General features: G+C 62.9%; 12 protein-coding genes. 4 read left to right on the top strand and 8 right to left on the bottom strand.

Annotated elements, in window-relative coordinates:
* The first annotated feature begins 7 nt into the window (after positions 1-7).
* The 4 genes from dgcA (at position 8) to AOA61_RS09600 (ending at position 6,167) form a co-directional block, all read left to right on the top strand.
* On the top strand, positions 8-2,068 hold the full coding sequence (gene dgcA / locus AOA61_RS09615) for a dimethylglycine demethylation protein DgcA (RefSeq protein WP_099601666.1): 2,061 nt from the start codon (positions 8-10) through the stop codon (positions 2,066-2,068).
* Between the two features lie 154 nt (positions 2,069-2,222).
* Positions 2,223-4,166 carry a dimethylglycine demethylation protein DgcB gene (gene dgcB / locus AOA61_RS09610; protein WP_099601665.1) on the top strand — a complete coding sequence of 648 codons (1,944 nt, stop codon included), beginning with the start codon at positions 2,223-2,225 and terminating at the stop codon, positions 4,164-4,166.
* Positions 4,166-5,386: an electron transfer flavoprotein subunit alpha/FixB family protein gene (locus tag AOA61_RS09605; protein ID WP_032884004.1), complete on the top strand. Its 1,221-nt coding sequence runs from the start codon at positions 4,166-4,168 to the stop codon at positions 5,384-5,386. The genes dgcB and AOA61_RS09605 overlap by 1 nt, the downstream gene beginning before the upstream one ends.
* 10 nt (positions 5,387-5,396) lie before the next feature.
* The gene (locus AOA61_RS09600) at positions 5,397-6,167 is read left to right on the top strand and encodes an electron transfer flavoprotein subunit beta (RefSeq protein WP_032884002.1); all 771 of its coding nucleotides are present in this window, start codon (positions 5,397-5,399) and stop codon (positions 6,165-6,167) included.
* A gap of 136 nt (positions 6,168-6,303) precedes the next feature.
* Here the strand turns inward: AOA61_RS09600 and AOA61_RS09595 are convergent, their stop codons facing one another.
* The 8 genes from AOA61_RS09595 to AOA61_RS09560 are packed head-to-tail and all read right to left on the bottom strand — an operon-like array spanning position 6,304 to position 13,816.
* The gene (locus tag AOA61_RS09595; RefSeq protein ID WP_099601664.1) at positions 6,304-8,223 is read right to left on the bottom strand and encodes a secretin N-terminal domain-containing protein; all 1,920 of its coding nucleotides are present in this window, start codon (positions 8,221-8,223) and stop codon (positions 6,304-6,306) included.
* Positions 8,224-8,241: 18 nt separating this feature from the next.
* On the bottom strand, positions 8,242-8,733 hold the full coding sequence (locus tag AOA61_RS09590; RefSeq protein WP_099601663.1) for a hypothetical protein: 492 nt from the start codon (positions 8,731-8,733) through the stop codon (positions 8,242-8,244).
* Complete coding sequence (locus AOA61_RS09585) at positions 8,730-9,266, bottom strand: hypothetical protein (RefSeq protein ID WP_032884514.1); 537 nt, start codon at positions 9,264-9,266, stop codon at positions 8,730-8,732. Before AOA61_RS09585 ends, AOA61_RS09590 begins: the two co-directional genes overlap by 4 nt.
* A 5-nt stretch (positions 9,267-9,271) precedes the next feature.
* A complete protein-coding gene (locus tag AOA61_RS09580; protein ID WP_095185084.1) occupies positions 9,272-9,826 on the bottom strand; it encodes a hypothetical protein in 555 nt (184 codons plus the stop codon).
* Positions 9,823-10,548 (bottom strand): hypothetical protein, encoded by a 726-nt coding sequence (locus AOA61_RS09575; protein ID WP_095185083.1) that lies wholly within the window; start codon positions 10,546-10,548, stop codon positions 9,823-9,825. Before AOA61_RS09575 ends, AOA61_RS09580 begins: the two co-directional genes overlap by 4 nt.
* Positions 10,529-12,166 (bottom strand): GspE/PulE family protein, encoded by a 1,638-nt coding sequence (locus AOA61_RS09570; RefSeq protein WP_032883997.1) that lies wholly within the window; start codon positions 12,164-12,166, stop codon positions 10,529-10,531. Before AOA61_RS09570 ends, AOA61_RS09575 begins: the two co-directional genes overlap by 20 nt.
* A 4-nt stretch (positions 12,167-12,170) precedes the next feature.
* Positions 12,171-13,355 carry a type II secretion system F family protein gene (locus tag AOA61_RS09565; RefSeq protein ID WP_032883996.1) on the bottom strand — a complete coding sequence of 395 codons (1,185 nt, stop codon included), beginning with the start codon at positions 13,353-13,355 and terminating at the stop codon, positions 12,171-12,173.
* Positions 13,352-13,816 (bottom strand): transglycosylase SLT domain-containing protein, encoded by a 465-nt coding sequence (locus tag AOA61_RS09560; RefSeq protein ID WP_032883995.1) that lies wholly within the window; start codon positions 13,814-13,816, stop codon positions 13,352-13,354. The genes AOA61_RS09565 and AOA61_RS09560 overlap by 4 nt, the downstream gene beginning before the upstream one ends.
* Positions 13,817-13,820 lie beyond the last annotated feature (4 nt).

The raw sequence follows: 13,820 nt of genomic DNA, 5'->3' as shown, positions 1-13,820 counted from the left end.
CCGTGCCATGGCTTTCGAAGCAATGTTCCAGCCGATCCAGATCGGCAAACTGACCATCCGCAACCGCGTGCTCAGTACCGCCCACGCCGAGGTGTATGCCACCGACGGCGGCATGACCACCGATCGCTATGTGAAGTACTACGAAGAGAAAGCCAAGGGCGGTATTGGCCTGGCGATCTGCGGCGGTTCCTCGGTGGTCGCCATCGATAGCCCCCAGGAATGGTGGAGTTCGGTGAACCTGTCCACCGACCGCATCATCCCGCACTTCCAGAACCTGGCCGACGCCATGCACAAGCATGGCGCCAAAATCATGATCCAGATTACCCACATGGGCCGTCGCTCGCGTTGGGACGGCTTTAACTGGCCGACCCTGATGTCGCCGTCCGGTGTACGTGAGCCGGTGCACCGCGCGACCTGCAAGACCATCGAGCCGGAAGAGATCTGGCGCGTGATCGGCAACTACGCCAGTGCCGCCAAGCGTGCCAAGGCCGGTGGCCTTGACGGTGTGGAACTGTCGGCAGTGCACCAGCACATGATCGACCAGTTCTGGAGCCCGCGGGTCAACAAGCGTACCGACGAATGGGGCGGCACCTTCGAAGGCCGCATGAAGTTCGGCCTAGAAGTGTTGAAAGCCGTACGCGCGGAAGTCGGTGATGACTTCTGCGTGGGCATGCGCCTGTGCGGTGACGAGTTCCACCCGGACGGCCTGTCCCACGAGGACATGAAGCAGATCGCCAAGTATTACGACGACACCGGCATGCTCGATTTCATCGGCGTCGTCGGCTCGGGTTGCGACACCCACAACACCCTGGCCAACGTAATCCCGAACATGAGCTACCCGCCGGAGCCGTTCCTGCACCTGGCGGCCGGTATCAAGGAAGTGGTCAAGGTCCCAGTGCTGCACGCACAGAACATCAAAGACCCGAACCAGGCCACGCGCATCCTTGAAGGCGGCTATGTGGACATGGTCGGCATGACCCGTGCACACATCGCTGACCCGCACTTGATCGCCAAGATCAAGATGGGCCAGATCGACCAGATCAAACAGTGCGTCGGCGCCAACTATTGCATCGACCGCCAGTACCAGGGCCTGGATGTGCTGTGCATCCAGAACGCCGCGACGTCCCGTGAATACATGGGCGTGCCGCACATCATCGAGAAATCCACCGGACCGAAACGCAAGGTCGTCGTAGTCGGCGCCGGCCCAGCAGGGATGGAAGCTGCGCGTGTAGCAGCCGAACGTGGCCACGACGTAACCCTGTTCGAGAAGAAAGAATTTATCGGCGGGCAAATCACCACTGCTTCCAAGGCTCCGCAACGCGACCAGATCGCGGGGATCACGCGCTGGTTCCAACTGGAACTGGCGCGCTTGAAAGTCGACCTGCGCCTGGGCGTGGCGGCCGATGCCGAGACCATCCTGGACCTGCGTCCAGACGTGGTGGTGCTGGCGGTCGGCGGGCATCCGAACATCGAGCAGAACGAACATTGGGGCGCGGCTGAAGGCCTGGTGGTGAGCAGCTGGGACGTGCTCGACGGCAAAGTCGCGCCGGGCAAGAACGTGCTGGTCTACGACACCATCTGCGAATTCACCGGCATGTCGGTGGCTGACTTCCTGGCCGACAAAGGCAGCCAGGTGGAAATCGTCACCGACGACATCAAGCCGGGCGTGGCGATTGGCGGTACGTCGTTCCCGACCTACTACCGCAGCATGTACCCGAAAGAAGTGATCATGACCGGCGACATGATGCTGGAAAAGGTCTACCGCGAAGGCGACAAGCTGGTGGCGGTGCTGGAGAACGAATACACCGGCGCCAAAGAAGAGCGGGTAGTGGACCAAGTGGTGGTCGAGAACGGCGTGCGTCCGGATGAAGCCATCTACTACGGGCTCAAGGAAGGTTCGCGCAACAAGGGTCAGATTGACGTTGAAGCCCTGTTCGCGATCAAGCCGCAGCCGTGCCTGAGCGAGGCGGGCGAGGGGTACTTGCTGTTCCGCATCGGTGACTGTGTGGCCCAGCGAAATACCCACGCTGCCATCTATGACGCCCTGCGCCTGTGCAAGGATTTCTGACACCACAGGGCCAAAAATGTGGGAGGGGGCTTGCCCCCGATAGCGGTGGGTCAGCGACAACTGTACCGACTGACAGTCCGCCATCGGGGGCAAGCCCCCTCCCACATTCGGGTCAGTTTCGCATTAGATTTGTGTGGTCTGTGGGAGCTTCACCATGTTGAACACCTTGCTGCCTATTCTCTTGTTCGCCGCCCTGGGCCTTGCCGTCCTCGGCGCCCTGCGCCGGGTCAACATGTGGCGCCGTGGCCGCGCGTCCAAGGTCGACCTGCTGGGCGGCCTGCTGGCCATGCCCAAGCGCTACATGGTCGACCTGCACCACGTGGTCGCCCGCGACAAATACATCGCCAACACCCACGTCGCCACGGCCCTGGGCTTTGTGCTGTCGGCACTGCTGGCGATTCTGGTGCATGGCTTCGGCCTGCAAAACCGTATCCTCGGCTACGCCTTGCTGTTGGCCTCGGTGTTGATGTTTGTCGGCGCCACCTTCGTTTACCTGCGTCGGCGCAACCCGCCGGCACGCCTGTCCAAAGGCCCATGGATGCGCCTGCCGAAAAGCCTGATGGCGTTCTCGGTGAGCTTCTTCCTGGTGACCTTGCCCGTGGCCGGGATTCTGCCGGCGGACTTCGGCGGTTGGTTGCTGGCTGCGCTCTTGAGTGTGGGTGTGCTGTGGGGCGTGTCCGAAATGTTCTTTGGCATGACCTGGGGCGGCCCGATGAAACACGCCTTCGCCGGTGCCCTGCACCTGGCCTGGCACCGTCGCGCTGAACGTTTTGGCGGTGGTCGTTCCACCGGTTTGAAGCCGCTGGACCTCAGCGATAAAACCGCGCCGTTGGGCGTGGAGAAACCCAAGGATTTCACCTGGAACCAACTGCTCGGCTTCGACGCCTGCGTGCAGTGCGGCAAGTGCGAAGCGGCGTGCCCGGCCTTTGCCGCCGGCCAGCCGTTGAACCCGAAAAAGCTGATTCAGGATATGGTGGTCGGCCTGGCCGGCGGCACCGATGCCAAATTCGCCGGCAGCCCATACCCAGGCAAAGCCATTGGCGAACACAGCGGCAATCCGCATCAACCGATCGTCAACGGCCTGGTGGACGCCGAAACCCTGTGGTCCTGCACCACCTGCCGCGCCTGCGTGGAAGAGTGCCCGATGATGATCGAGCACGTGGACGCCATCGTCGACATGCGCCGCCACCTCACCCTGGAAAAAGGCGCCACGCCGAACAAAGGCGCCGAAGTCCTGGAAAACCTGATCGCCACCGACAACCCCGGCGGTTTCGCACCGGGCGGTCGCCTGAACTGGGCGGCGGATTTGAACCTGCCGTTGCTCAGCGACAAAAGCAGCGTTGACGTGCTGTTCTGGGTCGGTGATGGCGCCTTCGACATGCGCAACCAACGCACCTTGCGTGCGTTCGTCAAAGTGCTTAAAGCCGCCAAGGTCGACTTCGCCGTGCTCGGCCTGGAAGAGCGCGACAGTGGCGACGTTGCCCGTCGCCTGGGCGATGAGGCGACGTTCCAACTGCTGGCTACGCGCAATATCCAGACTCTGGCCAAGTACAGCTTCAAGCGTATCGTCACCTGCGATCCGCACAGTTTCCATGTGCTGAAAAACGAGTACGGCGCCTTCAACGGCAACTACCGCGTACAGCACCACAGCACTTTCATGGCCGAGCTGATCGGCGAGGGCGCGCTGAACCTGGGCCAGCATAAAGGCAACAGCGTGACCTACCACGACCCTTGTTACCTGGGCCGCTATAACGGCGAATACGAGGCGCCGCGCGAAGTGCTGCGGGCGCTGGGGATTGAGGTCAAGGAGATGCAACGTTCGGGCTTCCGCTCGCGTTGCTGCGGCGGTGGCGGCGGCGCGCCGATCACCGACATCCCCGGTAAGCAACGTATCCCCGACATGCGCATGGACGACATCCGCGAAACCGGCGCCGAGCTGGTGGCGGTGGGCTGTCCACAATGCACTGCGATGCTTGAAGGTGTGGTCGAGCCGCGTCCGTTGATCAAGGATATCGCCGAGCTGGTGGCCGATGCGTTGCTTGACGAGGCATCGCCAGCCAAAGCTCCCATCAAACGTGAACCTGCGGAGGTGCACTGATGAGCGACATTATCCGCCGCGACCCACGGGCCGAATGGATCGCCCGTAACCGCCTGCACCCGTTGCATGCGGCGATGCAGCCGGTACAACACAGCTGGATGGGGCCGAACGGCGTTATCCGCAAAAACGTACATGGCGTCGGTTTTATCGGCCCCAACGGCATCAAGCGCATCGACCGCAGCGGCGCCCAGCAGGGTGGCGTGACCAAGCGTACGGCGGCGATTGAAGTGCAGTTGCCGCTGCATCAGGTGCCTGCGCCGGCGTTCTATATCAACGTGGTGCCGGACATGGTCGGCGGCCGCTTGAGCAGCCACGACCGCGACCTGCTCGGCCTGGCTCGGCAACTTGCCGGCAGCGACGGTGCGGTGTTGGCGGTGGTGTTTGGCGAGCATAAGGAAAACGCGTTCGCCACGGCCGGTGTCGACCGTCTGCTGGTGCTGGACGGCCACGAATTCGACGGTTATTCACCGGAACAACGCGTGCAGGGTTTGCGGGCTGTGGATAACCAGTTCAACCCACGCCATTGGTTGCTGCCCGACAGCCGCAGCGGCGGTGGTGAGCTGGGTCGGCGGTTTGCCGCGAGCCTCAAGGAGCGCCCGGCCACGCGGGTGTGGCAGATCAAGGGCGACGCGTGCATCGGCCGCGCCGGCGCTGGCCAGGAAGACCTGGCGCGGCCACTTCCGCGCCTGATCCTCGCCGCCGTCGAATGTGCCGATCCGGTCAGCGACACACGTCATGAAGTCTTGCCCGTGGAGTTATCCACAACCCTGGCACGCAGCCTGCCGCGCATCGAAGACCTCGGCGCGGTGGCAGTGGACCCGGCGGCGATCCCCATGGCCGAGGCCGAGTTTATTTTCTCTGGCGGCAACGGCGTGAAGGATTGGAACCTGTTCCACCAGACCGCTGCTGCCCTGGGCGCCACCGAAGGCGCGTCGCGTGTGGCTGTGGACGACGGCTTTATGGCCCGCGATCGCCAGGTCGGCGCCAGCGGCACCTGGGTCACCGCACGGGTGTATGTGGCCGTGGGGATTTCCGGGGCTATCCAGCACCTGCAAGGCATCGGCGCCTGCGACAAGGTGGTGGCGATCAATCTCGATCCGGGTTGCGACATGATCAAGCGTGCCGACCTGTCGGTGATCGGCGAAAGCGCCGCGATACTGCAAGCCTTGATCGATGCGGTCGAGGCCTACCGCAACGGCGCCAAGCGCGATGCGGCTTGAGGACATGACTATGACCACGAATGTAATCAGCCTAGTGTCCATCGGCGCACACCCCACCTCCGGGCGCCCGCGCCGGGCAGAGCAGGATGCGCGAGCCGTTGAACTCGGCCTGCAAATGGCTGGGGATAAGTTGCAGGTGCTGCACGCGGGCAATATCGCCGAACCCACCTTGCGCAGCTACTTGGGCATGGGCTTGCCGCAACTGCATGTACTCGAACAACCGGAGGGTGCCGATGCCTTGCCGGTACTCAGTGATTATCTGCGCGAGGCAGGCGCCCAGGTGGTGCTCACCGGCAGCCAGGCCGAAACCGGTGAAGGCTCGGGCATGCTGCCGTTTCTGCTGGCCGAGCAATTGGGCTGGCCGCTGGTTGTCGGGTTGGCTCAGGTGGAGTCCATCGAAGGCGGCGTTGCTCATGTGCTGCAAGCCTTGCCGCGTGGGCAGCGGCGGCGCTTGAAGGTGCGCTTGCCGTTTTTGGCGACTGTGGATAACGCCGCGCCCAAGCCTCGGCAGAGCGCCTATGGCCCGGCGCAACGCGGTGAGTTGGCAGCCCATGAGGTTGAAGTTGAAGCCGATGAGTTATTCACAGGCGCGGTGCTGCAACCGGCCAAGCCTCGTCCCAAACGCCTCAAGGTGATCAAAGCCAAAAGCGGCGCCGACCGCATGAAAGCCGCTACGGCCAAGGCCAGTGGTGGCGGTGGGCAAGTGCTCAAAGGTGTCAGCGCCGAGGAAGGCGCCCAAGCCATTCTCAAGTTGCTCATAGAAGAAGGCGTCGTGCGCTAACCCACCAACACTGCAAAACAAATGTGGGAGGGGGCTTGCCCCCGATGGCAGTGGTTCAGTTACAGATGAGCTGATTGATCCACCGCAATCGGGGGCAAGCCCCCTCCCACATTTTTATCTCCATCAGGGTCTGAGGTTAAGGGGCGGCTGGCGCGGGTTTCGGCACCAGCTCCGGCAGCGGTGGCGGCAGCGGCTGCCAGGTGGCATCCGGCTGTTGCATCGGCGGTGGCAGGGCCGGTGTAGGGTCGCCGCCCATCGGCTTGAGGATCATTTTGTCGGTGGTGTCGCGCAGGATCATGCCCTGGGTTGAGCTGCGCGCTTCGGTGCCGCTGTGAAAGGTGCTGATCTGGGAAATCGGCAGGTCGAGGTTGCGTTCGATCCTCGGCGTCAGCAGCAGGATGATCTCGGTTTTCTGCTGCGTGTTCTGGTTAGTGCCGAACAGCTTCTTGCCGATCCACGGGATCTGGCTCAACCACGGCAGCCCCGAGCCTTCGTCGATATCCGAGGTGCGTATCAGCCCCGAGACGATCTGGGTTTCGTTGTTGCGCGCGGTCAGCAGGGTCTTGGTGGAACGTGAACCCAGTTCGAAGGTGGCTGGCACGTTTTCCGAGCCGGGAATGCGCTTGGTGATGTGGCTCATTTCCACGTTCAGCTCCAGGTTCACCTCATCGCTCAGGCTGATATTGGGCTTGACGGAGATCTGCAGCCCCACGTCCTGATAAGACACCGATGAGGTGGTGATTTGGTTGGCGGTAGTGGTGGTCACCACCGGGATCTTGTCGCCGATATTCACCTGGGCTTCTTCACGATTGCGCACCCGCACCCTGGGGTTGGCCAGGGTCACGGTGTTGCCGCTGCGCTGCAGCATATTGATACGCGCCGATGTGCTGCCCGAATCCAGCAGGATGTTGTCACCGTTGATCCCGCGCAACGCGCTGATGGGGATACCCGCAAGCCCGGCGGGCACGTTGGCCAGGTTGCCTACCGACAAGCCGATACCTTCCGGGTACTGGATGCCCAGGTTCAATTCGTCGGTCAGGCTGACCTCCAGCACCTGGATATCGATGGTCACTTCCGACTGCGCAATGTCGATGGCCTCCACCAGTTTTTCCACGGCGCTGAGGGTGTCCAACCCATCGCGCACAATCACCGCATTCAGGCGCTCGTCTACCAACACCTCCTTGGGCTTGAGCACCTGCTTGATCTCGGCAGCGATGACCTTGGGGTCGCCATGGCTGAGGTAGAAGGTGCGGACGGCCAACTCACGGTATTCACGTTCTTTGTCCGGGCGGCGGGGGTAAACCAGGATGGTGTTGGCGTTAAGGATTTTCTTGTCCAGCCCTTGGGTGGTCAGCAGCAGGTTCAGCGCATCTTCGGCGGTGGTTCTGCTGGCGGTCATGCTTGCCGAGGCGCTGGGATTGACGTCTTTGTCGATGACGAAGTTGACCCCCGAGAGTCGCGCGATGGTCTCGAAAATCGTGGTCAGGCTCTGGGCGCTGAACTCCAGGCTCAGGGGTTTGCGCATGGCCTCGGAAAGGTCGGCGCTGAGGTAGTCGGCGCTGACCAGCTCGCGGGTCAGGGCATTGCGAAAGTCCAGGGCCTCTCGGTAGTTGGGCTTTTGCGCGATGATCCGGCGCACCAGGTTGAGCGCCTCCACTGGGTTTGCGCGTTTCATTTCGTAGGCCTGCGCCAGTTGTGGGCGCAGTTGTTTCATCGCCTGGATGCTCTGGATTTCCTGGCGTGCGCCGAGGTTGCTGGGGTCGTATTTGAGGATGGTTTCCAGGGCGCGGATGGCGGCCGCGTCGTCACCACGCATCAGTGCGGTACTGGCCTCGCGGCTGTATTGCGCCACCAGCAACTCCAGTTTGCTGAAATTGGCGGTGCGCAGTTGCACGTCGTCCGGGTCTTGTTTGGCTTCGGCTTGGAGCACTTCCACCGAGCGGATGATGTCGCCCTTTTGGCGCAACTCATCGCTTTCTTTGATTGCGCGTTGGGTCTGGCACGCGCTGAGCAGAGCCAGGGTCAGGCTCAAATAAATCCATGTACGTATCGCCATGATCGTGTCCCGCCCTGGTCAGTGAGTGTCAAGCCGCAAGGTGCTGACATGCTTGAGCGGCATGTAGGTCAGCACCACGGTCGTGTCGGTCAGCTTGTCCAGTCGGTAGTGCGAGTCGAGCATCTTGCCGGGCACGATGCGCCCCGGCACCGAGCAGCGGTTGCACAGCGTGTATTGGCGATCGTTACCGCGCAGCACGACGATTTTCGATTGGTTCTCATAACGCCACTGCGCGCTCACGCTGAAGGGCAGCGCAGGTGGTTTGGGCGGTGCGGTGTCGACTGGAATGGGGGGCGGCGCAGGTGTCCAGGTTTGGGTGGGGAACAGGTCGACCGTCTCAGCCAAGGTTGGCGCTGAGGGTGACCCTGGCGCTGTGGGTTTGATCTGCGGCGTCGTCGTCACGGGTGACGATGCAGGGGCAGGGCTGTCCACCGTGTCCTGCCAGAACAGCCAGCCAAAGCTGATCAGGGTCAATAACAGGAGCACGCGCAAATACAGTGGCAGCTTCATTCCACCACCCCCAGCACACTGACCTTGAGGTTGATGTCCAGCATGCCGCTGCTGATGTCTTTGCGTTCCAGGGTCACGCGCTCGATGCGCACGGCGGGCTCGTTCGAGAGGTCGACCAGGGCATTGCGCAATAAGGCGTAGGGGCCGGAGAGCGGGATCTCCACGTCCAGCCGTTGCAGCCCTGTGTCGCCGGGCGCGGAGTAGGCCAGCGTGGTCTGTTCGATGGCAAAGCCGTAGCGGCTGAGCACACCCAGCAGCGTTTCCAGGCGGGGGGCAAAGTCCTGCGCGCTGGGTAAGCGCTCGACCACCGCCGGTTCGGTGACTTGCACATCCTGAGGCTGTTCATCGATGCCGGCCTGCAGTTCCTGGCGGCGCAGGTTGTCGCTGATGCCTGCCGGGTAGATCACCGTCACTTCGATCACCAGCGCCGCCATCATGGCCCCCACCGCCAGCAGGCCCCAAAATCCCAGGCGCTGTTGCCACTGGGTCAGTTGCCAGCGCAGGCGCGGCAGGTGGCGAGTAAGGGCATGCATGGGCATTACCCCGCGCCAACGGTGAGTTTGACCTGCACCGGGTGTTGCGGGTCGTTGGCCTTGCGGGCGCTTTGTTGCAGGTTCACCTGTACACCGGGTTGCGCCTTGAGTCGCTCGGCAAATCGAAAGGCGTCGCCCAGCACTTTGGCTTCCAGGTCCAGATGAATCAGTTGGGCCTGTGTGTTGATCTCGACGCGGGTCAAGGCGATGTCTCGGGACCAGGCCTGAGCCACGGCATCCATCAGTGCGAAGGGGGTGGCCTTTTGTTGGGCGAAGGTGGACAGCTGCTGTTTTTGCGTGGGCGACAGGCGAATGGCGGCCTGTATCAACTGCTCCTGACGGCGAGTCAGCTGGATGAAGTGCTGCTCCAATGCGTCGGTCTGTTGTTGCTGTTGCTCCATGCGTTGCCAGTGCTGCCAGGTGTTGAACAGCAGGGCGGCCGCGCCCAGCCATAGGACAGTCACCCACGGCCGGCGGGTGGCGCTGGCGCGTAGGAAATCCACGTGTGGCCCTTGAGGCGTACGCAGGTGCTGCCAGACAGTCGCGAGCCTGGATTTCATGCAGACGACTCCTCCAGCCAGGGGTGCACCGGCCCCAACCGGTTTTCCGCCGGGGTGTTGGTGACCACCAAGGTGGCAGCGGCATGCCGCTCCACCAGCAGGTCGGCGGTGAACAGGTTGTCGCTCAAGGTGCTGCCGCGTGGGGTGGGTATGACGCAGACCTGATCGATCACACCCTGTTGTCGATAGAGGCAACTGAGGCTTTCGGTTTCGGGCACCACCAGCACACAGTCGGCGGGTAAGTGCCGCCAATACCGCTGCGCCACCGCTGTCAGCAATGGCATACACGTCACCAGCGGCAGGCGACGCAGCTTGAATAGCTCACGCAGGTCGTGCAGCAGCTCCCGATGCATCGCGACCGCCAGGCGTTCATGGCCGAAGGCGCTGTCCGCCACGTGTATCTGCCACTGCTCAGGGTCGATGCCGGCTTGTTGGCTGAACGTGGCCTCGGCGAATCCTTGCCAATCGTCTGCGCTGTACAACCCGGTTTGCCACCCCAGCATCAGGTAATGCACATGGGGAAATCCCAGCAGCACCGTGGCGCGGTCCAGGAACCCTACGCGGCCGCGCGGCGCCTGTTCCAACAGCTCGGCGCAGGCGGCCAAGGGCACGCCTTCATGTTGCGCGCGCCACACCGGCGCACCGCGCCAGCGCGGGCGCGCGGCCCACTCGGCACCGGTGCTGTGCAGCCACACCACATGCTCAATAAAGGGAAATGACACGGTGGATCTCCTTGAGCGTGGTATCGCCCTGGGCGGCATGGGCCAGGGCGATATCGCGGATAAATACGTGGCCGGCTTCACGCGCCAGTTCACGCAGGCTGGAGGCCGAATTGCGGTTGAGCAGGCCCTCCTTGATGCTGTCGGTCAGCGTCAGCACTTCAGCTAGGGCGAGCCGGCCGCGATAGCCGGTGTGGCGACAGGTCTCGCAGCCTGTGCCCACACGGTAGTGGCCCTGTCTGAGTTGGGCGTCAGGCAGTTGGGCGAGGCGGACAATATCGGGGTCGGGCTCGGCGTCGACGCCGCAGTCCGGGCAGATGCGCCGCACCAGGCGCTGGGCGACCACGCCGTTGAGGGCTTCGACAAAACTGGCCGGGTCCACGTCCATATAGGTAAAGCGCTCCAGCACACTGAACGCGCTGTTGGCGTGCACCGACGACAGCACCAGGTGCCCGGTCAGCGCCGCCTGCACCGCGATACCGGCGGTTTCGCCGTCGCGGATTTCCCCCACCAGAATCGTGTCCGGGTCGTGGCGCAGGATCGAGCGCAGGCCACGGGCGAAGGTCAGGCCCTTCTTGTCGTTGACCGGAATTTGCAGCACGCCGGGCAGTTCGTATTCCACCGGGTCTTCGATGGTGATGATCTTTTTCTCGCCGGTATTGGTCTCTGACAGGGCGGCGTACAGCGTGGTGGATTTGCCGCTGCCGGTGGGGCCGGTCACCAGCAACATGCCATAGGGTTCGCTGGCCAATACGCGGATGCGCGCGATGGTGTCGGCGCTCAGGCCAAGGGTTTCCAAGCTCAGGGATTCGCCGCGCTGGGACTTGTCGAGAATCCGCAGCACCGCATCTTCGCCGTGGATGCTGGGCATGATCGACACACGAAAATCCACCTCGCGGCCCTGGATCTTCATCTTGAAGCGTCCGTCCTGGGGCACCCGCCGCTCGCCGATGTCCAGCTCCGACAGCACCTTGATCCGCGACAGTGCCTGCTCGGCCATGTCCAGGCCGCTGGCCTGGCCCATCTGCTGCAACACGCCGTCGATACGGTATTTGATCACCAGGCCCTGGGGCGTGGTTTCCACATGGATGTCACTGGCGCGGCTTTGCAGCGCATCGAACAACATGGAGTTGACCAGGCGCACCACCGGGTTGTCGTCGCGGGCGATGCTGCTCAATGAGATTTCCTGGGCGGCCTGGATGACACGGGCGCTTTCATCGTCGCTGCCGAAGGGTTGCATGACCCGTTGGCTGGCTTCGGCCAGAGTCAATTGAGCTTTCACCGCGCCGGGCAGGCTCATGGCGAGGGGTAATTGGCGCAAGGTTTTGGAGGACTGCAACCAGTGTCGGCTGGCCAGGGTGAACGGGTCGCCCAGTACCAGGCAGGGCTCACCGTGGTTATCCACAGGCAGCGCGTTATGGATCAGTGCCTGAGGCAATGCCAGCAGATCAAAACGCCAGTTTTCACTGAGGGTTTGCGGGGCGATGGCAAGCAGGCCGAGGGGCTGGGCGATAGTGCTTAATTGGTCGGGTGCTTTTTCCAGGACCTCCCGCAGGTAATCGGACAAGGGGATGCCTCGTTGTGCCGCAAGCGCTTGCCATTGCAGTGTCTGCTCACTCATCGCGTTACCCCTGAATGGAACCCGCCAGTTCGAAAATCGGCATGTACAGCATGAACACGATCAAGCCGATCAGCCCGCCCACCACCAGCATCAACAGTGGCTCGAACACCTTGCTGAACAGTTCAATGGCGCGCTCCAGTGCCTCATCGTGAAACTGCGCGATGCGCTCACACATGGCCGCCAATTCGCCGCTTTGCTCGCCCACCCGCAATAGGCGTTCGGCGACGGCGGTGGTCAGTTGATGGCGGGCGAGGGCGGTAGAGAGGGGTTGGCCGGCCTGGATATCGGTCATGGCTTGGCGCAAGGCGCCTTGGCGTTCCACGGGCAGTAGCGCGCCGGACAATTCCACCGCCGTGACCACCGGCATTCCGCCCATCAGCAACATGCCTGCGGTGCGATAAAACCGCGCGAGCACAAACAGCGTGCGCTGGGCTCCCAGGCTGGGGATTTTCCAGAACAGGCCCGCTGCGCGACGCTTGAACCCGGCGCTGCGAAACATCAGCACCAGTGCAGCGATGACCAGCACCAGGCCGACCAGCATCTCCAGGCTATGGGCGTCCACCAGCGCGCCCCACCACACCATGAAGCGCGCGGTGGCTGGCAGGTCGGTGACCGCATCGAATACCGAGGCGAAGCGCGGGATCACGAAAAACAGCAGAAACAGCAGGATCAACGCGCCCACGCTGAGCACCACCAAGGGGTACATCAGGGCGCCGCTGACGCGCTTTTTGACGGTTTCCAAATGCGCTTCGAAATGATGGTAGCGGCGCAGGGCCACGGCCAATTGGCCGCTGTGCTCGGAGGACGCCACGGTGGCGATCAACAGCGAAGGAAACGTCTGTGGCTTGAGCTGCATCGCCTTGGACAGTGAGTTGCCTTCATACATGGAGGCGAGCAGATCGCTCATGACCTGTCGGTTGACGCCCGGCGGCGCCTTGTCGCGCAGGGTTTCCACCGCTTCCACCAGCACCAGTCCGGCGTCCAGCAGCACCACCAGTTCCTGGATAAACAGGCCAAGGGCGAACGTGCTGCGGCGACTCGGCAGTTTGAGTTGGCGGCGGGCTTTGAGCGAGATGACTTGCACACCCTCGGCCTGCAGTTGCCGGCGCGCCTGGGAGAGGTCCACGGCGTGCAGTTGCAGGGACTGCAAATGGCCGTCGCGGATGATGCGTGCGTCGACGTCGATCATGGTGCCTGCCTCGCCAGTTGTTGGCGTTGTTGCAGTAACTCACCGTAGTAGCGCCACACCGCCCGGGCGTAGCGCGAGCGCTGCGCCTGGCGATCCGATTTGGCCCCGGCGTTGTAGGCGCCGACTGCCTGCCAGCCATAGCCCTGTTCGCGGATAAACCCGGCGAGGATCCACGCGCCGACCATCACGCTGGTGCAGGGCTGGGTAATCAGGTGTTGTTCGGTGATGCCCCATTGCGCGAGCGCAGGCAAGTGACGGCTGTTGATTTGCATCAGGCCGATGTCCTGGCTGCCGTCACTGTTGACGTTACGCGCGTGTGGGTTGAGGCCGGACTCGACCTTGGCGATGGCGTACAGCAGAAGCGGGTCAACGTGGTAACGGCTCGCCGCCAACTGCCAGCAGTTGGCCTGGGCGACGCCCATGCAGCACAACAGGGTTAAGGCAAGCGGCAGGCGGCGCATGGTG

This window comes from Pseudomonas sp. 2995-1 (genome assembly GCF_002742505.1).
Taxonomy (GTDB): Bacteria; Pseudomonadota; Gammaproteobacteria; order Pseudomonadales; family Pseudomonadaceae; genus Aquipseudomonas; species Aquipseudomonas sivasensis.
Note: the sequence above shows the minus strand (reverse complement) of the source record. Positions and strands in the feature narration are given on the sequence as shown.